The organism is Pseudomonas sp. R9.37, from assembly GCF_963878885.1.
Classification (GTDB): Bacteria; Pseudomonadota; Gammaproteobacteria; order Pseudomonadales; family Pseudomonadaceae; genus Aquipseudomonas.
This window is the reverse complement of the sequence record NZ_CAWNZA010000043.1, coordinates 71,968-98,709: the sequence shown is the minus strand read 5'-3', so window position 1 is coordinate 98,709 and position 26,742 is coordinate 71,968. Positions and strand designations below refer to the sequence as shown.

Here is a 26,742-nt window from a genome sequence, read left to right as displayed (position 1 = left end):
GCCGTGATGCCGCTACGTCCCAATTTTCTCGTGATCCTGGCCGATGACATGGGTTTTTCCGACCTCGGTGCGTTCGGCGGGGAAATCTCTACGCCGCACCTGGATGCCCTGGCGCTCAAGGGTCTGCGCCTGACTGACTTCCACACCGCGCCGACCTGCTCCCCTACGCGTTCGATGCTGCTGACCGGCACCGACCATCACATCGCCGGCATCGGCACCATGGCCGAGGCGCTTACGCCGGAGCTGATCGGCAAACCGGGTTACGAGGGCTACCTCAACGACAACGTCGTGGCGCTGCCGGAGCTGCTGCGCGAGGCCGGTTACCAGACCTTGATGAGCGGCAAATGGCACCTGGGCCTCACCGCCGAACGGGCGCCGCATGCGCGGGGTTTCGAGCGGTCGTTTTCACTGTTGCCCGGCGCGGCCAACCACTATGGTTTCGAGCCAACCTACGACGACGACACGCCAGGCCTGCTCAAATCCACCCCGGCGCTGTACATCGAGGACGACACCTTCGTCGAGCAACTGCCGGAGGGGTTCTATTCCTCCGATGCGTTTGGCGACAAGCTGCTGCAGTACCTCAAGGAGCGCGACCAGGCGCGGCCGTTCTTCGCTTACCTGCCGTTTTCGGCGCCGCATTGGCCGTTGCAGGCGCCGGCGGACATTGTCGAAAAATACCGTGGCCGCTACGACGCCGGTCCCGAAGCGCTGCGCCTGGAACGCCTGGAAAAGCTCAAGGCGCTGGGGTTGATCGACGCCGATGTCGAGCCCCACCCGCTGATCGAGCTGAACACCCAATGGGCGGCCTTGAGCGATGAACAGCGCCAGCTCTCGGCCCGCGCGATGGAAGTGTATGCGGCGATGGTGGAGCGCATGGACTGGAACATCGGCCGGGTGGTGGAGTACCTGCGCCGCCAGGGGCAACTGGACAACACCTTCATCGTGTTCATGTCCGATAACGGCGCCGAGGGCGCGCTGCTGGAAGCTTTCCCCAAGTTCGGGCCGCAGTTGCTGACCTATCTCAACCAGCATTACGACAACAGCCTGGAGAACATCGGCCGCGCCAACTCTTACGTCTGGTACGGGCCGTCATGGGCGCAGGTGGCGACCGCGCCGTCGCGGCTGTTCAAGGCGTTTACCACCGAGGGCGGCATTCGGGTGCCGGCGCTGGTGCACTACCCGCCACTGGCGCTCAACGGGCGCATCAGCCATGGGTTTGGCACGGTGATGGATATTACGCCGACGATTCTGGACCTTGCCGGTGTACGCCACCCCGGCAAGCACTGGCGCGGCAAGCCGGTGGCGCCGTTGCGGGGCAAGTCGTGGCTGGGCTTTTTGTCCGGCGAGACCGCCCAGGTGCACGACGAACATACCGTCACCGGCTGGGAGCTCTTCGGCCGCCGCGCGATTCGCCAGGGCCAGTGGAAAGCCGTGTACATCCCAGGCCCGGTAGGGCCGGCGACGTGGCAACTGTATGACCTGGGCCAGGACCCCGGAGAAATCCATGATCTGGCTTCAAGCCACCCGGACAAACTCGACACCCTGATCGGCCACTGGCAGCAGTACGTGGACGAAACCGGCGTGGTGCTCAGCGCGTCGCCGTTTCAGCCGGATTGAGCCCGGCCTGTGTGCGGGCCTGCGGTTCCAGGCGGTTGGCCCGCGCGAAGGTACCGAAATCGTTGAAGCGCACGCCCATCTCGCGCATCACCTTGTGCGCCACGCTGGCAGTCATCTGGCGGATGTAAAACGGCTCTTTCACCACAAAATGGTGGATGCCATGGGTGCTGCCGAAGTTGAAGCAAAACGCCTGCAGCGGCCACATCCACCAAGGGTTGAGCACCTGGGTTTGCTGGATCACGTTGCCCAGCTCCACATCACCGTAGTAGTGCATGTTGGAGCTGACAAAGTGCAGGCAGAAGGTGCGCAGCACGTTGGGGCCGATGATCACCACAGCAGCGATGTCGATCACCTGCATCACCTGCAAGGTGTCGTCTGACCAGGCGATCGGCGCGCCCATCAGGCTGGCGACACCATTGGCCGCATGAAAGCCCAAAAACACATACCACGCGCCCCAGTGCAGCAGCGCCAAGGGCGCGTACACCAACAGGGAGCGCTTGAGGATGTTGAATGTGTGCTTCCAGGTCCGGGCGCGCAGCATGCGGATGAACGCCGACATGAGGTTGTCACCCACCATCAACAACCGCGCGAGGCCCCACGGTTCGCCATTGGTGATGGCGCGTTCTTCCATATCGGTCTCGGTGCCGGACACCTTGTGGTGATTGAGGTGCAAATGCCGGCGTATCCACGGGTTGATGGTGCTCGGCCGCGCCAGCCAAACCAGGCCCATCATCAGGTTGTGGGGCAGGCGTTGCTTGCGAAAGTACATGCTGTGGATCAGGTCATGTTCCAGCTCGTGGGTCAGCGAGGCGAGGAAGGCATTGAGCAGCAGGCAAACCCACCACGCCATGTGGCCGGTGATGTAGAGCGCCGCCGAGCCGAGCATGCCCAGCAAGGCAAACGCCAGAATGCCCGCGCCCAGGGCGTCCTGGTGCCGCAGCCAGGGGTGCTGCTGGCGTAATCTGGCCCCTTCGGCGAGCACCACGTCACGGATATGCGCCGAACGCTGTTGTGCGTTCATCTGCTGGGGACTTGCAGAAGTACCGTCCATGCTTCCATCCTCTTGGTGATTGATCGATGCATCCTGGCCCAAGCGGTGCGCCAGGGCATCAGCCCCACACGCCAACCTGTTGACCGCAAGCGCCAATCGTCATGCCCGAAGCCACTTCCCTCGCCAGCTGGACCCGCGCCCTGCGCAAGCAGCTCGACGCCCTGGACCTCGACAGCGCCGCGCTGTGCGCGCAAGCCGGGCTCGACCCGCAGCAGATGGACGACCCCAACGCCCGCTATCCGTTGTCGGCCACCACGCGGTTATGGGCACTGGCCGTGCAGGCCAGCGGCGACCCGGCCATCGGCTTGCGGGTGTCGCGATTTGTCAGCCCGACCACCTTTCATGCGCTGGGTTATGCGTTGGTGGCCAGCGGCAGCCTGCGCGAGGTGTTCGAGCGGATCGTGCGTTATCACCAGGTGGTCAGCGATGCGCTGACGCTGGAGCTTAGTCGAGAGGGCGAGCGCTATTGCTTTCGCCTGCTGCAACCCGCCGGCAGCCCGGCACCGGCGCTGGAAGCGATTGATGCGTTTGCAGCGATCTATGTGCGCACCTGCCGAAATCGGCTGGGCCGTGAGTACGCGCCGCTGGCGGTATACCTGCAACGCCCGGAGCCGGCCGACCCCACGCCGTGGCACACGGTGTTTCGCGCACCGGTGTTCTTTGGCGCCGAGGAAGACCGCCTGGAGTTTGCCGCGCGAGACTTCGACAGCCACTTGGATGACGCCAACCCGGAGTTGGCCGAACACAATGAAACCGTGCTCAAACGCACCCTCGCCCAGCTGCAACCGCTGACCTGGGAGCGCAAGGTGCGCGCGGCCATCGAGGCGCAATTGCCGGAGGGTGAGCCGAGCGCCGAACGGATCGCCCAGGCGTTGCATTTGAGTTTGCGCAGCTTGCAACGGCATCTGGCCGATGAGGGCTGCCGGTTTGACGCGTTGCTCAATGAGTGTCGGGAAAATCTCGCGCTGCTGCACTTGCGGGACCCGCAGTGTTCATTGGCCGAAATCAGCCATTTGCTTGGGTTTGCCGATACCAGCAGTTTCAATCGCGCGTTCAAGCGCTGGACGGGAATGACACCGGGGCAGTTTCGGGATGGGTTGCGCTAGGTAGGGCCTCTTCGGGGGCAAGCCCCCTCCCACATTTTGATGTGTGAATGCAGTCAAGGGTGGGAGCGGGCTTGCCCGCGAAGGCGGTGGATCAGGCCATGAAAATCCTGGATCAATCAGCGCTTTCGGGGGCAAGCCCCCTCCCACATTTTGATGTGTGAATGCAGTCAAAGGTGGGAGCGGGCTTGCCCGCGAAGGCAGTGGATCCGGCCATGCAATCCTGGATCAATCAGCGCTTTCGGGGGCAAGCCCCCTCCCACATTTTGATGTGTGAATGCAGTCAAAGGTGGGAGCGCGCTTGCCCGCGAAGGCGGTGGATCAGGCTATGCACATCCTGGATCAATCAGCACCTTCGGGGGCAAGCCCCCTCCCACATTTTTGATGTGTGAATGCAGTCAAAGGTGGGAGCGGGCTTGCCCGCGAAGGCGGTGGATCCGGCCATGCAATCCTGTATCAATCAGCGCCTTCGGGGGCAAGCCCCCTCCCACATTTTGATGTGTGAATGCAGTCAAAGGTGGGAGCGGGCTTGCTCGCGAAGGCGGTGGATCAGGCCATGCAACCCAGGATCAATCAACGCCTTCCGAGGCAAGCCCCCTCCCACATTTTCATGTGTGAATGCAGTCAAAGGTGGGAGCGGGCTTGCCCGCGAAGGCGGTGGATCAGGCCATGCACTCCTGGAACAATCAGCGCCTTCGGGGGCAAGCCCCCTCCCACATTTTGATATGTGAATGCAGTCAAAGCTGGGAGCGGGCTTGCCCGCGAAGGCAGTGGATCAGGCCATGCACATCCTGGATCAATCAGCACCTTCGGGGGCAAGCCCCCTCCCACATTTTGATGTGTGAATGCAGTCAAAAGTGGGAGCGGGCTTGCTCGCGAAGGCGGTGGATCCGGCCATGCAATCCTGGATCAATCAGCGCCTTCGGGGGCAAGCCCCCTCCCACATTTTGATGTGTGAATGCAGGCAAAGGTGGGAGCGGGCTTGCTCGCGAAGGCGGTGGATCAGGCCATGCACATCCTGGATCAATCAGCGCCCACGATCGCGGCGCAGTAACTTTCTTGCCCGCGTCGCCAACGCCTTGGCATCAAACGGCTTGAGCAAATAATCATCTTCATGCAATTCCAACCCGCGCAGCCGGTCTTCAATCCCGCCCGGCGTGGTCAGGAACAACACCGGCGTCTCGCCCTTCAACCGAATAGCCTGCTGCAACTTCCAGGCGTTCAAGCCCGGCAACATCACATCCAGAATCACCAGCTCGTACTCGGTACTCTCCACGAAGCGCAACGCTGCCATGCCATTGGCTGCGACCTCCACGGTGTAGCCGGCCTCGTTCAAACCCCGCGCCATCCGCTGTGCCTCTTCGGTTTCATGTTCCACTAACAGCACGCGCATAACACACCTCGATTGATCAGGCTTGCAGGCTAACACCCTCAGGTGTGCGCCGCCTCACGCAAGCGATGAGCATCGAGGATTTCAATTTCCCCATAGCCCAGGCGCACGACGCCTTGGGCTTGCAAGTCCTTGAGCAAGGCGTTGGTGGTCTGGCGTGACAGGCTCAACATCGCCGCCAGGTCTTCCTGGGGCAGTTGCAGCACACGTTTTGACTGCCCGGTATCGCCGTAACCTTCAACAATCATCAGTAAACGGTGCGCCAGCCGCACAGAGGCCGGCATCAGGCTCAGGTGCTCGATATTGATAAAACTCAGGCGCAGCTTCTGGCTCATCAGCAAGGCCAGGTCGCGCCAGTACGGCGGGGACTCGTCAAGGATGTTCAGCAACGCCTGCTGCGGCACCTGCAACAGCGTGCACGGCCCCACGGCGCAGGCGTCGTGGGTACGCGGCAAGCCATCGAACAGGCAGATTTCGCCGAACCAATATGGCCGCTCTACCAGGCTCAATAGCGCTTCCTTACCGTGTTCGTTCACCGCGCTGATGCGCAGCGTGCCGTCGAGCACGGCATACAGGCCACAAGGCGGGTCGCCGCGCTTGAACAGGTATTGCCCCGCCGCCAGCTGGCGCTGCCGGGCACTGGTCAGCAGGCTATGCTGAAAAGAGGCAGGCAAGTGACTGAACCAATGACCACTGGCCAGCTGCGAGCGCCATTTCTCTGTGTCCATGCGAACTCCGAAGATTGTCGCCCAGCTGACAGTCAGTCACAGGCCGGCAAGGCATGATCAAACATCCTACAGGAGGAACAACAATGAAAAGCCTCGTCGAGCACCTCAGTCAATACGCCGCCTACCACCGCGACCCGCGCAATATCGCCAGCCACTTTGTCGGCATCCCGTTAATCGTCGTCGCCGTGGCGGTGCTGCTTTCACGTCCTGAATGGCCGGTCGGCAGCTTGTGGATATCTCCAGCGGTGATCCTCGCGTTGTTCTCGGCCGGGTTTTACCTGCGCCTGGAACTGGCGCTGGGCGTGCTGATGACGCTGCTGATGGGCTTGTCAGTCTGGGCCGGGCATGTATTGGCGGCGCAGAGCACGCTGGTGTGGCTCAGCAGCGGCATAGGGATGTTTGTGGTGGGCTGGGTGATTCAGTTTATCGGCCACTATTACGAGGGCAGGAAGCCCGCGTTTGTGGACGACGTGTCGGGGCTGATCGTCGGGCCACTGTTTGTGGTCGCGGAGTTGGCGTTTTTGCTGGGGTTGCGGCATGACCTCAAGGAGCAGATTGAGGCGCGGTCCGGCCCGGTAGAACGCCGCGATCTAAAGCCGAGCAAGGTCTGAATGTGGGAGCTGGCTTGCCTGCGATGCAGGCACCTCGGTGTGTCAGTCACACCGCAGTGATGCTATCGCAGGCAAGCCAGCTCCCACACAAGCCCGCTCCCGCATGGGTATTGCGGTGTCTTCAAGCTTTTTGCCAGACCTTGGGCTTGAAGAACAGGGTCTCGCCACGCGCCAGACCGGTCAGGCTGTCGTGGTCCTTTACCACTTCAGCTTCGATCAGTTCGCTCTGGCCTTCGACCTTCAGCGTTACCCGAGTGGTAGCGCCCAACGGCCGAATATCACGCACTTCAGCCGCGTGGTGATCTTCCAGTTCATGGCGCGACAACGACACTTCATGCGGGCGGAACAGCACGTGCTTGTCTTCACCCAAATGCAGGCGGTTGGAATCACCCAGGAAGTGGTACACAAAATCGCTGGCCGGGTTCTCGTAGACTTCGCCCGGTGAACCGATCTGTTCGATCACGCCCTTGTTCATCACCACAATGCGGTCGGCGACTTCCATGGCCTCTTCCTGGTCGTGGGTCACGAACACCGAGGTCAGGTTGATGTCTTCGTGCAGACGCGCCAGCCAGCGGCGCAGCTCTTTACGCACCTTGGCGTCGAGGGCGCCGAACGGTTCGTCCAGCAGCAGCACTTTGGGCTCGACCGCCAGGGCGCGGGCCAGGGCAATACGCTGGCGCTGGCCACCGGAGAGTTGTTCCGGGTAGCGATCAGACAGCCAATCCAGTTGCACCATGTTCAGCAGCTCGTGAACCTTGACCGCAATCTGGCTTTCGTTCGGGCGCTGGTTTTTCGGCTTCATGCGCAGGCCGAAAGCGACGTTGTCGAACACGGTCATGTGGCGGAACAATGCGTAGTGCTGGAACACAAACCCCACGTTGCGATCACGCACGTCGTGGCCGGACACGTCTTCACCGTGGAACACGATGCTGCCGTCATCCGGAGTTTCCAGGCCGGCAATGATGCGCAGCAAGGTGGTCTTGCCGCAGCCGGACGGGCCCAGCAACGCCACCAGCTCGCCACTCTGGATGTCCAGATTGATGCTGTTCAGGGCCTTGAAGGCGTTGAAATTCTTGCTGACATTACGGACTTCAATCGACATGACTTATTCCTCACCGGCGCTTTTGCGCAGGCGGTTGATACGGTTCTCGCTCCACTGCTTGAGCAGCAGGATGAAGAGCGCCAGGATCAGCAACAGGCTCGCGACGGCAAACGCGGCAACGTGGTTGTATTCGTTGTAGAGGATCTCGACATGCAGCGGCAGGGTGTTGGTCACGCCGCGAATATGGCCGGACACCACCGACACCGCGCCGAACTCACCCATCGCCCGTGCGGTACACAGCACCACGCCGTAGATCAGGCCCCACTTGATGTTCGGCACAGTCACGTGCCAGAACATCTGCCAGCCATTGGCACCGAGCAGGCGCGCGGCCTCTTCTTCCTGGGTGCCCTGCTCCTGCATCAGCGGGATCAGTTCACGGGCCACGAACGGCACCGTCACGAAGATGGTCGCCAGCACAATGCCCGGCAAGGCGAAGACGATCTGGATGTCGTGATCTTGCAGCCACGGGCCGAAGAAGCCCTGGGCGCCGAACATCAGCACGTAGACCAGACCGGCAATCACCGGCGACACCGAGAACGGCAGGTCGATCAGCGTGACCAGGATGCTCTTGCCACGGAACGAGTATTTGCTCACGCACCAGGCGGCGCTGACGCCGAACACCACGTTGAGCGGCACCGAAATCACCACGGCGATCACCGTCAGCTTCAGTGCCGACAGCGCATCGGGTTCCAGGATCGCGGTGAAGAACGCGCCAAGGCCGTTTTTCAAACCCTGGGACACCACGATAAACAGCGGCAGCAGCAGGAACAGGAAGAACACCAGCCAGCCGAGGCTGATCAGGATGCGTCGCGACACTGCGCTGCCACGACGGGCGGCGTTGGCCGAAGACGCGGCGGAAATAGACGATTGGGACATGTTCCGCGCCTCCTTATGGGTGTTCGATGCGCCGCTGCAGCAAGTTGATCAGCAGCAGCAAAACAAAGGAAACCACCAGCATCAGCACACCGATGGAGGTGGCGCCGTGGTAGTCGTACTGGTCGAGCTTGACCATGATCAGCAGCGGCAGGATTTCGGTTTTCATCGGCATGTTGCCCGCGATGAAAATCACCGAGCCGTATTCACCAACGCCACGGGCGAAGGCCAGTGCGAAGCCGGTCAGCCAGGCGGGCAGCAACGCAGGCACGAGGATGTAGCGGAACACCTGCAATGGCTTGGCGCCCAGGCAGGCGGCGGCTTCTTCGATTTCCCGGGGGATATCGGCCAACACCGGCTGCACCGTGCGCACCACGAATGGCAGCGTGACGAAGGTCAGCGCCAGGGTGATGCCCAGCGGGGTGTAAGCGATTTTGAAGCCCAGGTCCGCGGCGAACTGGCCGACCAGGCCGGTGGGGGTGTAGAGCGCAGTCAGTGCGATACCGGCGACAGCGGTGGGCAGGGCGAACGGCAGGTCGATCATCGCATCGATGATTTTGCGGCCGGGGAAGGTGTAGCGCACCAGCACCCAGGCCAGCAGCGTGCCGATCACGCCGTTGATGATGGCGGCATACAGCGCCGTGCCGAAGCTCAGTTTCAACGCCGCCAGCACACGCGGTGCCGAGATGATGTTCCAGAACTGATCCCAAGTGAGTTGAGCGGCATGTACAAACATCGCCGCCAGGGGGATGAGTACGATCAGGCTGAGGTACACCACGGTGTAGCCCAGCGTCAGCCCGAAGCCGGGTATGACGGGGGAAATACGACGCGACATAAGAGTCCTTGGTTAAAGGGTAGAAACCACTGTAGGAGCGCACTCTCTGCGGGACTTGGCTTTTCTGTGGGAGCCGGGCTTGCCCGCGATGCAGGCACCTCGGTGTGTCAGACACACCGCGGTGATGCTATCGCAGGCAAGCCAGCTCCCACAGAAGCCCAGCGCCTACAGAAAATCAGGCTCCTACAGTTTAATTTGGCTTACTGCGCCGAGTAGATCTGGTCGAACACGCCACCGTCATTGAAGAATTTCGGTTGGGCAGTTTTCCAGCCGCCGAAGTCTTTGTCGATAGTCACCAGGTCCAGTTTCGGGAACTGCTGGGCGTATTTGGCGGCGACTTTCTCATCGCGTGGGCGGTAGAAGTTTTTCGCCGCAATCTCCTGGCCAGCCGGGCTGTACAGGTGCTTGAGGTATTCGGTGGCGATTTCGGTGTTGCCCTTTTTCTCGGCGTTCTTGTCGACCACGGCCACTGGCGGCTCGGCGAGGATCGACAGCGAAGGCACGACGATGTCGAACTTGTCGGCGCCACCGTCTTCTTTCAGCGCCAGGAACGCTTCGTTTTCCCAAGCCAGCAACACATCACCCTGGCCATTGTTGACGAAGGTAATGGTCGAACCGCGAGCGCCGGTGTCGAGGATCGGCACGTGCTTGAACAGCTCCTTCACGTATTCCTGGGCCTTGGCTTCGCTGCCGCCGGCTTTCAGGCCATAGGCCCAGGCGGCGAGGAAGTTCCAGCGGGCGCCGCCGGAGGTTTTCGGGTTCGGGGTGATGACGGAAACGTCTTTCTTGATCAGGTCGCCCCAATCCTTGATGCCTTTAGGGTTGCCTTTGCGCACCAGGAACACGATGGTCGAGGTGTAGGGCGTGCTGGCGTCCGGCAGGCGGGTTTGCCAGTTTTCCGGCAGGGTCTTGCCCAATTTGGCGATTTCGTCGATGTCGCCGGCCAGGGCCAGGGTCACCACATCGGCGCGCAGGCCGTCGATCACCGCGCGGCCTTGCTTGCCCGAACCACCGTGTGATTGCTGGATCTTGACGTTGTCGCCGGGGTGGGACTGTTTCCAGAAGGTGGTGAACTCAGCGTTGTAGTCCTGGTACAGCTCACGGGTCGGGTCATACGAGACGTTGAGCAACTCGTAGTCTTTGGCAACAGCGGAACCGGCAAACACGGCACTGGCCAGTGCGGCCAGGGCGTAACGGCGAATCGACGACATAGAAGGCTCCTGAAATTCTGGGGTGTTGGCTTTTTCTTATAGTTGCGGGTCTAGCATGCGAATCGCCGTTGTTGCTCAGCTCGGTTTGTTACCCGGGTTCTGCAAACGGAATTTTTCCTTGCGTTCGATCTGGACCACTTGGGCGTTATGCACAGTGATTTCCACCGCGCCAAACCGCAGGTCGCGCAAGGCGCTCTGGATCTCACGCAAAATGGCTGCTTCGTCCTGGCCGTCGACGCTACGTAGAGATGCGCTCATGGTCTCGCTCCTGAAATGAATAGTGCCTGGCAGTGGCGGCACTGCTTGCGGCGTGAGGGCGATAGTAGATAAGCGCGGATATTCTTAAAAATACTATTTAAGAATGTTTATATAACCAGAAAGAATTTTCTGGCAGGACGTGGGGTTGCGAAGGTTTTGGTACTGAAAATACTGATACCCAGGCGCTGCTTAACCCTGTGGGAGCCGGGCTTGCCCGCGATGGCGATGTGTCAGGTACGAAATATTTCGCCTGAAAGGCCCTCATCGCGGGCAAGCCCGGCTCCCACATTGACCGAGTTTTGCCTATCGGATAGCAGGTGCCCGCTGCCAATCAATCTCCTGTGCCGGCATCGGCCGCCCAAACCAGTACCCCTGCCCCATATCGCATGCCTGCTCCAACAAGAACCGCGCCTGTTCCACTTGCTCGATGCCTTCGGCGTGCACCTGCATGCCCATGCTTTTCGCCAGGGCGATCACCACGCGCACAATCGCCGCATCGTCCTCATCCCATGGCAGCCCGGCGACAAAACCCTGGTCGATCTTGAGCTTCTGCACCGGCAGGCGCTTGAGGCGCAGCAGTGACGAATAGCCGGTGCCAAAATCGTCGATGGCCAGGCGCAAGCCCAGCTCTCGCAGGCGGTGCAGCTGCTCAAGGGCAACTTCCGGATCGTCCATTACCGCGCTTTCGGTGACCTCCAACTCAAGAAACGCCGGATCGAGGCCGGTGGCGTGCAGCACCTGGGCGACTTGCTCGTACAGCTCGCGCCGGGCAAACAGCCGGCTGGAGACATTTACCGCGATAAAACTCAACGGCGCGCCATCGGCCAGCCATTGGCACATCTGGCGGCAGGCCTGGTCCATGACCCAGGCGTCGATGTCGGCAATCAGCCCGGTACGTTCGGCGATGGGGATGAAATCGCCGGGTGGCACCAGACCGCGCTCCGGATGCTGCCAACGCACCAGCGCTTCGACGCCGATCAGGCGGCTGCCCTGCAGGTGGTGCACCGGCTGGTAATACACGCGCAGCTCGTGCTGGTCGAGGGCGCGGCGCAGTTCGCTGGCGATTTCCACGCGGTTCTGTGCATGGGCGGTCAGCTCTTCGGTGTACAGCGCGTAGCTTTCGCGCCCGGCACTCTTGGCCTTGAACAGCGCGGAATCGGCATTGCGCAGCAACTGCTGGGCGCTCAGGGCATCGCTGGGGAACAGGCTGATACCGATGCTGGCGCTGATAAACAGTTGATGGCCGTCAAAGATGAACGGCTGCTTCATCGCATCGAGCATGCGCTGGGCCAGCGCGGCGGCCTGCACCACCTGTGGACAACTTTCGGCGAGCACGGCGAACTCGTCGCCGCCCAGGCGCGCCAGGGTCACGCCGGGGCCGAACAGGCCCTTGAGCCGCTCGCCGACCGCTTTGAGCAACTGGTCGCCGACGTTATGGCCGAGGCTGTCGTTGATGATCTTGAAGTGATCCAGGTCCAGCAACAGCAAGGCACAGCCGCGTTTGTGCACTTGCGCCGAGGCCAGCGCCTGCTCGGCGCGGTCGGTGAACAGCAGGCGGTTGGGCAGGTCGGTGAGCGGGTCGTGATGGGCGAGGTGCGCCAATTCGTGCTCGGAATCCTTGATTGCGCTGATATCGGAAAACACCGCGACGTAATGGCTGACCTTGCCTTGGTCATCCTGAATGACGCGGATGGTTTGCCACTGTGGATAAATTTCGCCGCTTTTGCGCCGGTTCCAGATTTCGCCGCTCCATTCGCCGGTGCGTTCCAGGGTCTGGAACATCTGTTGATAAAAATTCGACGAATGGCGCCCGGACTTGAACAAGCTTGGTCGCTCGCCCATGACATCTTCGCGGCGATAGCCGGTGATCTCGATAAACGCCCGATTGACGTGCACGATCAGCCCCTGGGCGTCGGTGACCAGCACGCCTTCGCGGGTGCAATCGAACACGGCAGCCGCCTGGCGCAGGCGCTCGCGGTTTTCTTTCAGCGGCTGCTGCAGCTGGTGAGCACGGGCAAAACGGGCGCAAATCAGCGACAGGGTCAGCGCGCTGAGCCCCACCCAGACATAGCCGCGCACCTGCAGCCAGCGCTCCAATTCCCAAGGGTCATCGAGAAAGTCGATCAATAGATGATGGCTGAGCTGGAGCCACGCAATGGAAACCAGCAGGTATACCAGCCCCACACGCAGGGCACCTCGGTATGAAAACAGCATATGGTCAGTAATCCTTACCAAAAAACAAAATCGCCCTACAAAGGCTGCGGATTATAGAATAAGAAACATCCAGTCACTTCTATCTGAAAGGGCGGCTGGTTTTCTCTGTAGGCTTAGTGATAATGCGTGAGCTGCTTTTTTCTTTATCTGAGGGCCATACAGCCTATGTGGTACAACGGTTTTCTTGACTTGTCAGCCTGGCAACTGGTGGCAGTCACTCTGTTGATGACCCACGTGACCATCGTTGGGGTCACGGTTTATCTGCACCGCTATTCAGCCCATCGCTCCTTGGAGCTCAATGCCGGCCTGAAACACTTCTTCCGCTTCTGGCTGTGGCTGACCACGGCGCAGAACACCCGCGAGTGGACCGCCATCCACCGCAAACACCACGCCAAATGCGAAACCGTCGACGACCCGCACAGCCCGGTCGTCAAAGGCCTGTCCACCGTGTTGCGCAAAGGCGCCGAGCTGTACCGCGCCGAAGCCGAAAACCCGGAGACCCTGCGCATCTACGGCAAGAACTGCCCGGACGACTGGATCGAGCGCAAAATCTATACGCCTTACCCGCTGCTGGGCGTGGCGATCATGGGCGTCATCGACCTGATGCTGTTCGGCACCATCGGCATCACCATCTGGGCGATCCAGATGATGTGGATTCCGTTCTGGGCTGCCGGCGTGATCAACGGCCTGGGGCATGCCGTGGGCTATCGCAACTTCGAATGCCGTGACGCGGCGACCAACCTGGTGCCGTGGGGCATCATCGTCGGCGGCGAAGAGCTGCACAACAATCACCACACCTACCCCAATTCGGCCAAGCTGTCAGTGAAGAAGTGGGAGTTCGACCTGGGTTGGGCGTGGATCAAAGTCTTCAGCTTCCTGCGCCTGGCCAATGTGCAGCGCGTTGCCCCCATCGCCCACCGTGTCGAAGGCAAAGGCCATCTGGACATGGACACCGCCATGGCGATCCTCAACAACCGCTTCCAGATCATGGCCCAGTACCGCAAGTTGGTAATCGGTCCGCTGGTCAAGCAAGAGCTGGAAAAGGTCGATCACTCGGTGCGTCACCAGTTCCACCGGGCCAAACGCCTGCTGTCGCGTGAAACCAGCTTGCTCGATGACCGCCACCACGTGCGTATCCAGAGCCTGCTGGAACACAGCCATGCGCTCACCGTGATCTACGAGAAGCGCCTGGCGCTGCAGCAGATCTGGCTGAAAACCAGCTCCAATGGCCACGACATGCTGGCCGCGATCAAGGAATGGGTGCACGAGGCCGAGGCCAGCGGCATTCAGTCCCTGCGCGATTTTGCCCACCAATTGAAGACCTACTCGCTGCGTCCTGCAACGGTCTGATCAGGCATTCACAGCCCGCTCGTACGAGTGGGCTGGCCGAAGGCGGCAGGGTTGGCCCTGGCAGGCGGGCTTGCTGTGGCAAACCTGCTCGCCACAGCAAGCCCCTCGCCACAAGGGGCACCCTCGCCGCCGTAAAACTAATCACTAAAACCAGCCTATTCACCACGAAAATCGGCCTACAACCGGTTTCTGACGTCATTTCTTAGTCAAGCTGTTCACGGAACTTCACCGCAATTCCCCTCTCTCAAAGAACACTTCGCCATCATGGTGACCCCTTGTAGTGACCGCTGCTCCATCCTGCGGCGCGCCCAGAGAGAGTTGTACCGATGGTCCACGAAAAGCCTTACTTGCCCGATGCCCCCACAGCTGAGCCTGCCCGCCCGGCTGCGGCGGCAACCTTGTTGGCGCTCATGCACGCACAGGGTGAAGTCGAGCGGCTGAGTGAGCGCGAGCAACTGCTCAGCTCACTGCTGGTCAGCGTGAATGCCGTGCTGTGGGCCATCGACTGGGAAACGCGCCAAGTGCTGTACGTGAGCCCGGCCTACGAGCGAGTGTTTGGCCGTTCGGCCGGTCTGCTATTGGCCGACCACCGCGAATGGCGCAACAGCATTCACCCCGAAGACCTCGATTACGCTGAATACAGCCTCGCCCGCGTGCTGGAGCAAGGCGCCGTGGAGGACCGCGAGTACCGCATCATTACCGCCGACGGGCAGATTCGCTGGCTGAGCGACAAATGCTATATCAACCAGCAGGTCGAGCCCGGCAAGCCGGTGATCGTGGTCGGCATGGCCGAAGACATCACCGAAAAGAAACAAATGGAGTTGGAACTGCACCGACTCGCCACCACCGACGTACTGACCCAGAGCAGCAATCGGAGGCACTTTTTCGAATGCGCCAACCTGGCCTTCGACAGCGCTTGCGCTCAGGGCACACCGCTGGCGTTCCTGTTGCTGGACATTGATGACTTCAAAGAGGTCAACGACAGTTACGGCCACCTGGAGGGCGATCAGGTGTTGCGGCGTATCGCCGAGAGCGGTCGCAGCGTACTGCGCCGTGGCGACCTGTTCGGGCGCATCGGTGGCGAAGAATTCGCCGCCGTGCTGCCCGGTTGTGCGCCGCACATGGCGTTGCAAGTGGCCGAGCGGTTGGGCAAGGAAATCCAGGCGCTGAGTTTCAGCTACGAAGGGCGGCAATTCACCGTCACCGTCAGCCAGGGCCTGGCCACCCTGCGCGAAGAAGATGCGTCTCTGGACGGCCTGTTCGCGCGCGCTGATGCGGCGATGTACGAGGCCAAACGCCAAGGCAAGAACCGCGTCATAGCGAGTTAACGCCGCTCAAACGATGGGAGCGGGCTGGCTCCCACACGCGACCGCGTTGCTGGCTAGGCCTTGCGTACCCGAGTCAACTCCGACAACCCGACCCTCAGCAAGCGCGCCGTTTTGCTGCTGGCCAGCTCTTCCAACCCTTCACGCTCGGTCAAGCGCGCCATCTGCGCCGCCAGGTTCATCACCAGCGATTCTCGCAAATACACCCCGCCTTCGAGTGAGTAGATCGACGCAATCAACTGGCGTAGCTCCAACGGCAAGCGCCAACGTGTGCGCAATGCCGAACCATAGGCCGCACCGTAGGTATCCAGAGACTCGCCAATGGCTTCGTCATCCAACGCCCCGCCGCCCTGACGCCAGTCTTCCAGGCAACGCAACAACGCCAAGTCGCCCAACCGGTGCAGGATGCCGGCGCTGTAGCAGCGCTCGTGGTCCAACTCCAGCATGCGCGCCAGGCGGCGGGCATAGTCGGCAGTGTCTTGGGACAGTTGCCAGTGGCGCTCGGCATAGGCCACCAGCGCCGGATCGCCCAGCACCACATTGTGCTTGAGGGCCAGGCCCAGAATCAGGTTCATGCTCTGCCCGGCCGCCAGTGTGTGCAGCGCGGCCGACAGGGTTTGCACCGGCGTACCGTGATGGCCGGCGCTGTTGGCGGCGGCGATCAATACGGCCGTTATTTGCGGGTCCATGCGCACCTGGTCTTCCAGGCGTTCGAGGTCCAGGCCATCCGGCGTGAGGCTGTGCTCTACGGCGTCTTTTACATCCACCCGCAACGGCGCGCCGTCAGAGGCTTCGCGGCGGCGCTCCAGGAACACCGGCAACGTCATGCCCGGCGCCAGCGGCGCAATTTCGCAGTACACGCTTTCGCCTTCGTTGAGCAGCAGGTCTTGCAGGCGCTGTGTCAGGCCTTCCATGTTCAGTGGTTTGGTCAGGTACGCCGTCGGCGCCAGAGGCAAGGCTTCGCGCACGCTGGCGCTGTCATTGCGACTGCTCAACAGAATGAAGGGCAGCGAACGGCGCTTCTGGCGCACGCTGCGCAGCAGGCTCAGGCCATCGACGCCGGGCAGCTCCCAATCCGCGAGAATCAGGTCGTAGGTTTTTTCTCGCAACAGCGTGGCTGCTTGCTGCCCATCAGCACACACGTCCAGCCGTGCGTCGCAGCGCACATTCAACAGCACTTGCTTGAGCAGATCCCGCGACCAAGGGTCCGCCTCGGCAATCAACACTCGGGGTACAGCCGGTAAATCAACAGCAGTCATCCAGCACGCTCCATCGGCAATGCTGCAACCTTAGACAATCACGCTGCCTACGTACAATGAACAAGGCCTGAATGTGCTGCATCGGGCACAAAAAAACCCGCCGAGGCGGGTTTTTTCTGTCGATCAAATCAGGTTCCGCTTACAGCTCGGAGAAACATTCTTCAATGATCGCCAAGCCTTTGTCCAACTGCTCGTCCGGCGAGGTCAGCGGGACCAGTACGCGCAATACGTTACCGTAGGTGCCGCAGGACAGCAGGATCAGGCCCTTGTCACGCGCCTTGGCCACCACGGAGGCGACGGCTGCAGCGTTCGGCTTGTGGCTGTCGCCACCTTCGAACAGCTCGACCGCAATCATCGCGCCCAGGGCACGCACTTCACCGATTACCGGGTACTTGGCTTGAATGGCTTTGAGGCCAGTCACCAGGCGCTCGCCGACAGCCTTGCAGCGGTCCAGCAGGTGCTCTTCTTCAAACACTTCCATCACCGCCAACGCAGCGGCGCACGCGATCGGGCTACCGGCATAGGTGCCGCCCAGGCCGCCTGGGGCGATGGCGTCCATGTATTCCGCCTTGCCGCACACACCGGCCAACGGGAAGCCGCCAGCGATGGATTTGGCGAAGGTGGTGAGGTCGGCGGCGACGCCCATCTGCTCCATGGCGAAAAACGTACCGGTACGGCCGGCACCGGTTTGCACTTCGTCGGCGATCAGCAGGATGCCGTGCTTGTCGCACAGTTCGCGCAGGCGCTTCATGAAGGATTTAGGCGCGACGTAGAAACCGCCTTCGCCCTGCACCGGCTCGATGATGATGGCAGCGATATCACGCGGCTCGGCATCGTTTTTGAAGATGCGTTCGATGCTGGCGATGGCGTCGTCATCGCTCACACCGTGCAGTTCGTTCGGGAAAAGAGCGCGGAACACGCCGCCTGGCATCAGGCCCATGCCGGCCGAGTACGGCACGACTTTGCCGGTGAGGCCCAGGGTCATCATGGTGCGGCCGTGGTAAGCGCCGGTGAAGGCGATCACGCCGGCGCGGCCCGTGGCGGCACGCGCGATCTTCACGGCGTTTTCAACCGCTTCGGAACCGGTGGTGACCAGCAGGGTTTTCTTGGCGAAGTCGCCTGGTACCTTGGCGTTGATTTTTTCGCACAGTTCCACGTAAGGCTCGTAGGCCAGAACCTGGAAGCAGGTGTGGGTCAGCTTGTTCAGTTGCTCGGTCACGGCGGCGATGATTTTCGGGTGCACGTGGCCGGTGTTCAGCACAGCGATACCGCCGGCGAAGTCGATGAACTCGCGACCTTCAACGTCGGTCACGGTGGCGTTCTTCGCGGATTCAGCGAAGATCGGGTGAATCTGGCCAACACCGCGCGGTACAGCGGCTTCGCGGCGTTTCATCAGGGATGCGTTGGTCTTGCTCATAAAGTCCTCATTCGCCACTCATCGGGTGGCGTGGTCCAAGGAATACGTGGCGGGGAGGCAACTACGGCAGCATGCGATGATCGACTGCCACAGCTTTCCCGGCCACTACGAATAACGGTGTGAAACACGCAAAGGGGCAGCGCTCTCGTGCCCTCTGCGTTTGCCGCAAGCTCTTGCCGGTCAGATGCCCAGGCAGAGGTATTTGATTTCCAGGTAATCCTCGATCCCGTACTTGGAGCCTTCACGGCCCAGGCCCGACGCCTTGATGCCGCCGAACGGCGCCACTTCGTTGGAGATCAACCCAGTATTGACGCCGACCATGCCGTATTCCAGGGCTTCAGCCACACGGAACACACGGCCCAGGTCGCGGGCGTAGAAATAGGAAGCCAGGCCAAACTCGGTGTCGTTGGACATCGCGATCACTTCGGCTTCGTCTTTGAAGCGGAACAATGGCGCCAGCGGGCCGAAGGTTTCTTCCTTCGCCACGGCGGCATTTTTCGGCACGTCGACCAGAATGGTCGGCTCGAAGAAATTGCCTTCCATCACCTTGCCACCGGCCAGCAGCTTGGCGCCTTTGCTCAGGGCATCAGCGATGTGCTCCTGAACCTTGGCCACGGCTTTTTCGTCGATCAGCGGGCCAGTCGTGGTGCCGTCTTCCAGACCGTTGCCGATCTTGAGTTTGGCCACGGCCACTTTGAGTTTCTCGGCGAACGCGTCGTACACCGAATCCTGGATGTACAGGCGGTTGGCGCAGACGCAGGTCTGGCCGTTGTTGCGGTATTTGGAAATGATCGCGCCTTCGACGGCCTTATCCAGGTCCGCGTCGTCGAACACAATAAACGGCGCGTTGCCGCCCAGTTCCAGCGAGACCTTCTTGATGTCCTTGGCGCATTCGGCCATCAGCTGGCGACCGATTTCGGTGGAGCCGGTGAAGGACAATTTACGCACGATCGGGTTGCTGGTCAGCTCGCCGCCGATGTCGCCGGCACTGCCGGTGACCACGCTGAGCACGCCTTTAGGGATACCGGCACGGTGCGCCAGCTCAACCAGGGCCAGGGCCGAGAACGGCGTTTGCGAAGCCGGCTTGATCACCATGGTGCAACCGGCGGCCAGGGCCGGGCCGGCTTTACGGGTGATCATCGCGGCCGGGAAGTTCCACGGGGTAATTGCAGCGGTCACGCCGATGGGCTGCTTGATCACGATCAGGCGCTTGTCGGGCTGGTGGCCGGGAATCACATCACCGTAGATGCGCTTGGCTTCTTCGGCGAACCACTCGATAAAGGAAGCGGCGTAGACGATTTCGCCCTTGGCTTCGGCCAGCGGCTTGCCTTGTTCCAGGGTCATCAGGCGACCGAGGTCGTCCTGGTTTTCGATCAGCAGCTCGAACCAACGGCGCAGCTTGTTGGCGCGCTCCTTGGCGGTCAGTGCACGCCAGGCCGGCAGCGCCTTGTCGGCGGCTTCGATGGCGCGGCGGGTTTCGGCGGCGCCCATCTTCGGCACGGTGCCGAGAATCTCGCCCGTGGCCGGGTTGTTGACCTTGATGGTTTGACCGTTGTCCGCATCGACCCAAGCGCCATCGATAAAGGCTTGTTGGCGGAACAACTGGGTATCTTTGAGCTGCATGTCGGCTTTCCTTAACAGCACCGCGCGCACGCGGAGCGAATTAGAGTTGTTGAAAGGCGCCTTGTGGGCTGCCGTCAGGGAAATCAGCCCCAGCGCGCGGCAAGAGTGGAAGAGCGCACGGGAGACAGAGCGTTTGAAATCTCAAACGAATCCTAGGATCAATGGGGGTACAGGGCAATAGTCTGTTCGAAAAAAAGAACGAAAACGGCGCATTTGCCGAATCTTTCTGATCAGCGTGATCCGGCCGCGTTCCACCCCATCGACCACCGGCGCCCGGCGCAGGGCCTCTGTGCAGCCAATTCCTACCCACAAACGGCCAAAGACCGGCATGGACGCCCAAGGACGACATGGGTATGATGTCGCCCGCACAAGCATCCGTAGCTCAGCTGGATAGAGTACTGCCCTCCGAAGGCAGGGGTCGTGGGTTCGAATCCCGCCGGGTGCACCAGATACAGACGAAAAAGCCCCAGGTCGAAAGAGCTGGGGCTTTTTTGTGGGCGGTGTTTCGTAAGTCTTCTGTTTCAATTAGCCGGAATTTCCGGATGGTTGCCTATCGCAAGGGTTCTCGGATTTGATGGCTCATCTACTAGCCCGCAATCCTGCTCACTCCTGCGTGAGGAGTGGCAGCCACGCAATGAATGGGGATTCGGTCTGAACATAAATAAATCTGTCCCCATTTTCATTCAAGCTAGTTCGACAAAAGGCCTCTAGTAGGCCTTTTCTCAACCGCTGCTCTTGGATTACCGATTTCAACCTTCATCTGAGAGGCTCTATTTAAAAGCAACAAAGACTCATTCGAAAGCAACTATATTTTAATAACATACCTGTAAGAATATTTACCTTCATCAGGCTTGCTTGAAAAATCCACAACATGGGGTAAAACTGCAAATGCACCACCTATCAACCCGACCGACAGGAAAGTCATCCGAAAGCATCTCCCATAGGTCCAAATTGAAAATAGCCCTCCTTTTCGGGAAACAAGCCGTTCTTTAGAAAAAATCAATATCTCATCATTACCCGTAGCTAACTCAATTTTACAAAGAGTTGACTCAGCCAGCTTGATCAGTTCAGAAACTCTCTGATCAAGCTTCCAAAAAAGAAAAGATACCAAGCCAAGAAAGACACCTAACAAAGAAGCCAAAAAAGAAAACTTCGACCCCTGCTGCAAACACACCCCCACCCCGGCGGCAATCAGACCAGAAATTGCAAGATAGAAATTAAACACTGTCATCCGCTGCTGGGCATGTAGCTCAAAGTATCGCCAAGCATGATCAATGGTGCGTTGAGTTTTGATATCGTCATCCATTAGCTACTCCTAGACAGAATGCCCCATACTGTTCAAATAATTTCTGAAGAACGCGCGCACTGGCAAACGCTGCATAGCGTTGCGCGTCGTCGTCCTTGTCCGGATCTGCATGATCGCAAACACCTTTCAAAGCGAAAAAGCGCGTAGCAGGACTCGAAACATGCGCTGCGGCATATAAACCGTAAACCTCCATGTCCACCCCAACGACATCTCGCTGTTGCCGCTCCTCAATCTCTTTGATAGTTTTTCCATCCGCAAGAACAGCAGAACCAGATGCCATAGGCCCCAATTTTATGTTAGTACTGTATTTACATTCATCACCATACTCCAACGGAAGACTTCCTAAAAACACTTTATCAGAACGCAACATCTCCATTAAAGTTCGCACACTATAGGTTGCAGGGATATGATGAGGTGATATTAAAAACTTCGTAACATCACCCTCACGCAACAACTTGCCATTTTGAAAATCCCAAGCCGGATCCGCGAACAATACATCACCGATTTTCACCGCCCCTTGTACGCCAGCGCATATTCCCGTCATAGCGATAAGCTTTGGCTTAAAATACGATATAGCGATATAGCTCTTTAACGCCGCTTCTACCATACCCTTTCTAGTAGCGAATGCTGCAGAAACAGTTATTTTTAACCCGCTGGAAAAAAACCACCCATCTCTAACAAACATATGATCATGGATAGGACGCGCAGCAGCCCAATTCCATGGCAAGTCCATTAATGCATCAAATTCAGGGGTTTCAAGTGCACATATGATGACTACGTCGGTCTGCGATGCGCTCTGCACCTCTGATGGCCTGCTTAGCTTTTCCTGAACTATGTATTTCACACAGTTAATTATTCTTTGCTGCCACTCATCATCTATTTGAGAATAATCTATAATAGACCAAGTACAATCAGAAAAAGTATCCTTAGCAGCTCCCGCAGCATCTAAATCAGCAGTAATCCCAATCACCTTACCTGGCCTAAGAATCTCTTCATCATTATTTATACGGTGTAGGATTGCCAAGGAGTGCTCATGAGAAACATCATCATCAGTCTCATATAGCGGGAGCAATATATCCAATACCAACAGATCGAAATATTCATTTTCAAGTTTGGTATGTGCCTCATCAGCGCTAGCGACCAATTCTACGCAGCTACGCTGAATATCTAACTCCTCAAGCTTCTTCAAAAGATTTTTGTAGCGACTTTTACAATCATCGGCAATTAATATTCGCACAGTTAGTCAAAATCCCTGTCCATTTTGAACGTTTCAAACGCCGCCCTTAATTCAGTCTTCCACGTTTCATACGTCGAATTATAATGCAATACACCATGTATAATATTCGGAAAATCTTCTATTAATTCTTTTCTAAGCTCAGGAATATCAATATCGCCACCTTCCCGCGGGAACACCTCATACCCCGTAATTACAATGGTTGGACATGACATCCCCATAAAACTCATATACCTCAACACTTCAATTCCGCCAAAGCCTTGAGCCCTACCACCACTTTCCTTGTTCGGTATATCTACATCAATCGTAGGCAATGACATATCTAGAAGAACGAGATCGGGAGTACTTTCATCTAAATTATCAAGCGCAGAATTTACGGAACGCACAGTTTTAATAATCATAGGCAAACATAACGCGCGTAAAAAAAGCTCAATTTGAGTACTCTTTGGCACTTCATCTTCAACTATTAAGATCATGAGCAGAGATTCACTCATAACATTTCCTCTGCAGGCATTGCCTCGCCTAAAAAGTGATATGCCACTACTACTTCAAACTCCTCATCCGCATTAAAGCCAAAAGTAAAATAACCTTTTGCGGATTGTTTTACAACTGCCGCAATTTTGTAAAGCCCGCTGCCACCTTCGGTCTTAGTTTTAGAATGAAACTCGCCACGATCAATTTTGTCTTTTATTTCAGCTAATTTCTTTTCTGACTCAACCCTCGAACTTGGCTTCGAGGAGCAACGAGTTTTTATAACAAATCTACCATTCGTTAAGTCCGGGTCCACTTCAATATCCACCTTCGGACTTTTTAGCCCCGAATGGATTCGGGCATTATCCAAAGAGACGAATATTACATCATGTATAAATACAAGTGTACTAGGCATTACAACCACGTCAGACGTAGTTGTAGTTACATCGATCTTAGGCTCAAACCCACGAAGACATTTCGTAGCAGCTTCGATAGAGATTTTCACAGCTTGTTCAGCATTGAATGTTCGCTTAAATGCATTGCGATCATTTGTTCTAGCGAACCAACTACTTGCATCGTCCAACGACAACTGAACCGCCACAGAGCAATCGCCAATTATACGATCCACTTCTGGATATTCGGGCCTGCCTTCAACCAAAGATCTAAGTGATGCTCGAAACTCGTCAAAAACAACTGTAAGCTTGGATTTCAGCTCCCCAGAAACATAGTCTCGAACTTCTCCCAACGACCGATCTAATAATGCCCACATCACTCCCACAGCACCTTTGACGAAAGTTGCTGTATCATAATCATTCAACACAACTCTGGCGATTGGTACGATCTGAGGCCCAACCTCCAGGGAAATCAACCCGTGTGGGTTTTCCTTAGACTTTATTTGAATTACTTTATCTTTAGTCTCAATAATTGCAGTATCAAACGATGAAGAAAAACGCTCTATTACTTTACTTAGCTTATTCAAGGCTTCTTTTGAACAATCCGAAAACCTTTCTAACAGATCATGATTTTCGTTGTATCCTGAGCCGCTTAATTCCTTGGTAGTAATTAACCCTTGCAACTCAAGAGGACCACGAATAAGCCCTACGAAAGACTGGTGCCGAATGCGCTTACTTAAATAATAATCCAGACCGAAGAGTGAATTATTTAGAAACTCGGAGCCTATTCGCACAAGCAGAGAATACAATACCGTGTCAGCCTCATCAAACTCAGAAAATTGAACAGGTATTTGATTTTCAGTGAGGATATCTCTCATCAACTCATCGTACTCTGTAGGAGTAACAACTTTAGCTAAATCTCGATATCTGTAAAACTCCTCTGACAGCTCACGTGTAGACCATCGAGTTAGTGCGCCAATATCTACTTGGATTCTTGTTCGATCGACAATCCATTGACCATCACTCATTAATTGTCGATTGGAAATCTCGACGATCTCATCTTGGTATTCTGATTCCCGCTCAGGATCAATTTCCCGCAGCACGGAGCAAGTATTTTGCCGTTGGCGCAGTATTTCTGCCGTAGTTTTTACAATTCGAACTTGATCGACCCAGTTGCAAACACAGACATTTCTCAAAAAGTAGACTAGCTGCTGGTGCGGAATTGTATCTTTTATATCTACTAGTTTTGCTGGTTCTTGAATATCCTTTCGACGTATTACCTGCCCCAATTTGAATCGAAGATGGGAAGCAGTCGTACTCTTCTCAGTGATTTCCCATAGGATATGAAGCGCTATTGATGCAGATAGTAACTCAGTGCATCGATTGTAATCCTCAGGGCGATAGGCATCTATGGATGCAGCCACGGGAATCAGCTCTATCCTACTCGCATGCTTCGAGCCCTCGCGGGCAATTAGTTCAATAACTGCTTGACGAGAACCTAATGCATGAAGAGAGTTCAACTCTAACGCAATCGAAAGTGCTGGCAATACAACTGGCGTTGATTTTCTCAGCGGCTCTATATAACTCAATGCGCTATCGAGCTCTCCAGCCTTTATCAACCCACAAGTACGAAAAAATGATTCCGCCACCTTGTTTACTCCATTAAGCTCTTTGCGAGGATTGCTCAAAAGCTCCCAGAGTAAACTGGAGGGTGACTCTTCAAACTCTAACTTGTGGAGGGCACTGTCTTCTATCCCTATAGCGCGGCAATTGAGAGAAACTAGTTCTGGTCGCCAGTCGGCTGTCGGATGCTTCCTGTAAATTAATTCTACAAAAGAGCGAACTGCAGATGCAAATGGGAGCCCGCTAAAATTAGTCGTAATTTTCAGCAGCTTTGAATAGGCGGTTGATGAATCTTCATCCTGCCTAAGTATGCTGGCGATAAGCCGGCTTACCTCCGACAGCTTATCTCCTTTACTTCTCTGTGAGCTTAAGCCCAACGCAACACCGGCGTAGATATGATCCCATGCGTCTGGGACCTCTGGTTTAAAGCGTTTCAGCCGTAGGCCTTTTTTGAAAGCAGCTGAGATATCCCCAACGCTTAATAAGTCAAAAACCGTTCTATCCCTAATTGGGAAAACCGATTTAAGAGGCAACCCGAGTGCCAAACATGCTTTTGCAAGCCTAAAGTCATTCACGTTCGATATTTGCTGCATAGCAGATATCAATATTGACCTCAGTTCGACATTCGCTTCATTCTTTAAAGAGTATTGAATCAAGCTTATGAATGTTTCATATATATCAATCAAGGAGTGACTCTGCTCAACCCTTAAGACATCAGCGATCCTTTCGTTATTACTAGGCCAAGAATTTAGCAAGCGGTGTCCCATATACGTTTTTACTGAATCTTCGTATTTACTGTGATCGGAAATCCTTAAACTTATATCATCCGTATACTTTTGGATACTAACCTTATCTTCATTACGAACACTTGTATTATAAGCAATAAAATTCAACAACCCACTTTTATAAACAGATCTAACTTCAGCCGTGTATTTTTTTTGGCCTTCAAGACCACCAATTACACTTTCAAGAGCGATTCTTAACTGCACTGACCAAAAACTAGCGCCGTGTGTCGATTCAATACTTTTTACAACCTCAACCGCTTCATCTAGCTCATCTCGAATTGCAAGTACTTCTATCCTCTCTGCACAGTTTCTGTACAAATTTATGGCCGCGTGATCTTGATTGATTCTTGCAGTGATCCAGAAAACTTCTCGTTCCAGGGATACTTTTTTATCGCTCCAAGATACCCCTTGCAATTCATCATAGCCGGTTGGATATCTTCTTAGCTCGGGCAACTGATTCGCTATATGAAATCCACACCACTGTAGATATTTCGAAAATGAACTAATATGAAGCACGGCCCGGGCTTCAAGCATTAAGTCCCGATAGCCACGTCGAAAGATAAAAGAGTGATCAAATCTTCTATTTTCTTCAAATTTCCGCGCTTTAAAAGCTGACACCAGGCCACGAAATTTATGCTGGCAGCTTTGAAATATTTTTTTGTGATCGCCATCGGTTAACATGAGCCTTCCTTTTTATAGCAAGACGAGATAAAAAATCTTTCCGCTTTGCCTTCCTGTAATCCTATTAGGTAGTCAAAATCTTTCTGGATCTGCCCCATATCCGTATGTTACCGGATGACTATCGAAATATATCGGTCGCATGATGGCCCATTGACCTCAACCTAGCAATATGTCTCGTTAAGGCACCTACCATAGTTCTATCTGAAAAGTCATCTGGTCCTCGCTTTCGCGGGTCGGCAAACAATCCATATGCGCTCATGATCGATCAAGGCTATAGCAGTAA

General features: G+C 56.8%; 21 protein-coding genes and 1 tRNA gene. 6 read left to right on the top strand and 16 right to left on the bottom strand.

Annotated features, from left to right (window positions below):
* Nucleotides 1–6 precede the first annotated feature (6 nt).
* Nucleotides 7–1,617 carry an arylsulfatase gene (locus AACU78_RS19560; RefSeq protein ID WP_106577363.1) on the top strand — a complete coding sequence of 537 codons (1,611 nt, stop codon included), beginning with the start codon at nucleotides 7–9 and terminating at the stop codon, nucleotides 1,615–1,617.
* On the opposite strand, the gene AACU78_RS19555 is transcribed toward AACU78_RS19560, so the two are convergent.
* Entirely contained in the window at nucleotides 1,589–2,668 is a 1,080-nt protein-coding gene (locus AACU78_RS19555) for a fatty acid desaturase (RefSeq protein ID WP_106577362.1), read from the bottom strand. The two genes, AACU78_RS19560 and AACU78_RS19555, sit on opposite strands and share 29 nt — an antisense overlap.
* Nucleotides 2,669–2,769: 101 nt before the next feature.
* Here AACU78_RS19555 and AACU78_RS19550 point away from each other — a divergent pair, with 101 nt between their 5' ends.
* Nucleotides 2,770–3,774: an AraC family transcriptional regulator gene (locus tag AACU78_RS19550; RefSeq protein WP_106577361.1), complete on the top strand. Its 1,005-nt coding sequence runs from the start codon at nucleotides 2,770–2,772 to the stop codon at nucleotides 3,772–3,774.
* 1,024 nt (nucleotides 3,775–4,798) lie between these two features.
* Here AACU78_RS19550 and AACU78_RS19545 read toward each other — a convergent pair.
* Together AACU78_RS19545 and AACU78_RS19540 are read right to left on the bottom strand one after the other, a co-directional pair.
* On the bottom strand, nucleotides 4,799–5,164 hold the full coding sequence (locus tag AACU78_RS19545) for a response regulator (RefSeq protein WP_106577360.1): 366 nt from the start codon (nucleotides 5,162–5,164) through the stop codon (nucleotides 4,799–4,801).
* Between the two features lie 38 nt (nucleotides 5,165–5,202).
* Nucleotides 5,203–5,889 carry a Crp/Fnr family transcriptional regulator gene (locus tag AACU78_RS19540; RefSeq protein WP_106577359.1) on the bottom strand — a complete coding sequence of 229 codons (687 nt, stop codon included), beginning with the start codon at nucleotides 5,887–5,889 and terminating at the stop codon, nucleotides 5,203–5,205.
* Between the two features lie 83 nt (nucleotides 5,890–5,972).
* On the opposite strand from AACU78_RS19540, the gene AACU78_RS19535 reads away from it, so the two are divergent.
* A complete protein-coding gene (locus tag AACU78_RS19535) occupies nucleotides 5,973–6,500 on the top strand; it encodes an Mpo1 family 2-hydroxy fatty acid dioxygenase (protein WP_106577358.1) in 528 nt (175 codons plus the stop codon).
* Between the two features lie 121 nt (nucleotides 6,501–6,621).
* On the opposite strand, the gene AACU78_RS19530 is transcribed toward AACU78_RS19535, so the two are convergent.
* The 6 genes from AACU78_RS19530 to dibA form a co-directional block, all read right to left on the bottom strand.
* Nucleotides 6,622–7,602 carry a sulfate/molybdate ABC transporter ATP-binding protein gene (locus AACU78_RS19530; protein ID WP_106577357.1) on the bottom strand — a complete coding sequence of 327 codons (981 nt, stop codon included), beginning with the start codon at nucleotides 7,600–7,602 and terminating at the stop codon, nucleotides 6,622–6,624.
* Between the two features lie 3 nt (nucleotides 7,603–7,605).
* Complete coding sequence (gene cysW, locus AACU78_RS19525) at nucleotides 7,606–8,478, bottom strand: sulfate ABC transporter permease subunit CysW (protein ID WP_003218139.1); 873 nt, start codon at nucleotides 8,476–8,478, stop codon at nucleotides 7,606–7,608.
* A gap of 13 nt (nucleotides 8,479–8,491) precedes the next feature.
* Nucleotides 8,492–9,310 (bottom strand): sulfate ABC transporter permease subunit CysT, encoded by an 819-nt coding sequence (gene cysT, locus AACU78_RS19520; RefSeq protein WP_003218141.1) that lies wholly within the window; start codon nucleotides 9,308–9,310, stop codon nucleotides 8,492–8,494.
* Nucleotides 9,311–9,510: 200 nt separating this feature from the next.
* The gene (locus AACU78_RS19515) at nucleotides 9,511–10,521 is read right to left on the bottom strand and encodes a sulfate ABC transporter substrate-binding protein (RefSeq protein ID WP_106577355.1); all 1,011 of its coding nucleotides are present in this window, start codon (nucleotides 10,519–10,521) and stop codon (nucleotides 9,511–9,513) included.
* 75 nt (nucleotides 10,522–10,596) lie between these two features.
* Nucleotides 10,597–10,779 (bottom strand): sulfur starvation response protein OscA, encoded by a 183-nt coding sequence (gene oscA / locus AACU78_RS19510; RefSeq protein WP_003170956.1) that lies wholly within the window; start codon nucleotides 10,777–10,779, stop codon nucleotides 10,597–10,599.
* Nucleotides 10,780–11,082: 303 nt separating this feature from the next.
* Entirely contained in the window at nucleotides 11,083–12,993 is a 1,911-nt protein-coding gene (dibA, locus tag AACU78_RS19505; RefSeq protein WP_106577354.1) for a phosphodiesterase DibA, read from the bottom strand.
* Between the two features lie 165 nt (nucleotides 12,994–13,158).
* Here dibA and desA point away from each other — a divergent pair, with 165 nt between their 5' ends.
* Both desA and AACU78_RS19495 read left to right on the top strand, forming a co-directional pair.
* Nucleotides 13,159–14,343 (top strand): delta-9 fatty acid desaturase DesA, encoded by a 1,185-nt coding sequence (gene desA / locus AACU78_RS19500; protein ID WP_106577353.1) that lies wholly within the window; start codon nucleotides 13,159–13,161, stop codon nucleotides 14,341–14,343.
* A gap of 326 nt (nucleotides 14,344–14,669) precedes the next feature.
* Nucleotides 14,670–15,671 (top strand): sensor domain-containing diguanylate cyclase, encoded by a 1,002-nt coding sequence (locus tag AACU78_RS19495; RefSeq protein ID WP_106577352.1) that lies wholly within the window; start codon nucleotides 14,670–14,672, stop codon nucleotides 15,669–15,671.
* Between the two features lie 53 nt (nucleotides 15,672–15,724).
* On the opposite strand, the gene AACU78_RS19490 is transcribed toward AACU78_RS19495, so the two are convergent.
* The 3 genes from AACU78_RS19490 to gabD form a co-directional block, all read right to left on the bottom strand.
* Nucleotides 15,725–16,927 carry an HDOD domain-containing protein gene (locus AACU78_RS19490; RefSeq protein ID WP_106577351.1) on the bottom strand — a complete coding sequence of 401 codons (1,203 nt, stop codon included), beginning with the start codon at nucleotides 16,925–16,927 and terminating at the stop codon, nucleotides 15,725–15,727.
* A gap of 139 nt (nucleotides 16,928–17,066) precedes the next feature.
* Nucleotides 17,067–18,344, bottom strand: coding sequence for a 4-aminobutyrate--2-oxoglutarate transaminase (gene gabT, locus AACU78_RS19485; RefSeq protein WP_106577350.1), 1,278 nt, complete (start codon nucleotides 18,342–18,344; stop codon nucleotides 17,067–17,069).
* A 180-nt stretch (nucleotides 18,345–18,524) separates the two neighbouring features.
* A complete protein-coding gene (gene gabD / locus AACU78_RS19480; protein WP_095186318.1) occupies nucleotides 18,525–19,967 on the bottom strand; it encodes an NADP-dependent succinate-semialdehyde dehydrogenase in 1,443 nt (480 codons plus the stop codon).
* Between the two features lie 371 nt (nucleotides 19,968–20,338).
* On the opposite strand from gabD, the gene AACU78_RS19475 reads away from it, so the two are divergent.
* Nucleotides 20,339–20,415: transfer RNA gene (locus tag AACU78_RS19475), tRNA-Arg, on the top strand.
* Nucleotides 20,416–20,772: 357 nt separating this feature from the next.
* On the opposite strand, the gene AACU78_RS19470 is transcribed toward AACU78_RS19475, so the two are convergent.
* Genes AACU78_RS19470 through AACU78_RS19455 form a run of 4 tightly spaced genes read right to left on the bottom strand, consistent with a single transcriptional unit; the run spans nucleotide 20,773 to nucleotide 26,459 of the window.
* On the bottom strand, nucleotides 20,773–21,273 hold the full coding sequence (locus tag AACU78_RS19470) for a hypothetical protein (RefSeq protein WP_106577349.1): 501 nt from the start codon (nucleotides 21,271–21,273) through the stop codon (nucleotides 20,773–20,775).
* A complete protein-coding gene (locus tag AACU78_RS19465; protein ID WP_106577348.1) occupies nucleotides 21,266–22,510 on the bottom strand; it encodes a 5'-methylthioadenosine/S-adenosylhomocysteine nucleosidase family protein in 1,245 nt (414 codons plus the stop codon). The genes AACU78_RS19470 and AACU78_RS19465 overlap by 8 nt, the downstream gene beginning before the upstream one ends.
* A 2-nt stretch (nucleotides 22,511–22,512) precedes the next feature.
* Nucleotides 22,513–23,001 (bottom strand): response regulator, encoded by a 489-nt coding sequence (locus AACU78_RS19460; protein ID WP_106577347.1) that lies wholly within the window; start codon nucleotides 22,999–23,001, stop codon nucleotides 22,513–22,515.
* Nucleotides 22,998–26,459, bottom strand: coding sequence for a hypothetical protein (locus AACU78_RS19455; protein ID WP_146151429.1), 3,462 nt, complete (start codon nucleotides 26,457–26,459; stop codon nucleotides 22,998–23,000). Before AACU78_RS19455 ends, AACU78_RS19460 begins: the two co-directional genes overlap by 4 nt.
* Nucleotides 26,460–26,742 lie beyond the last annotated feature (283 nt).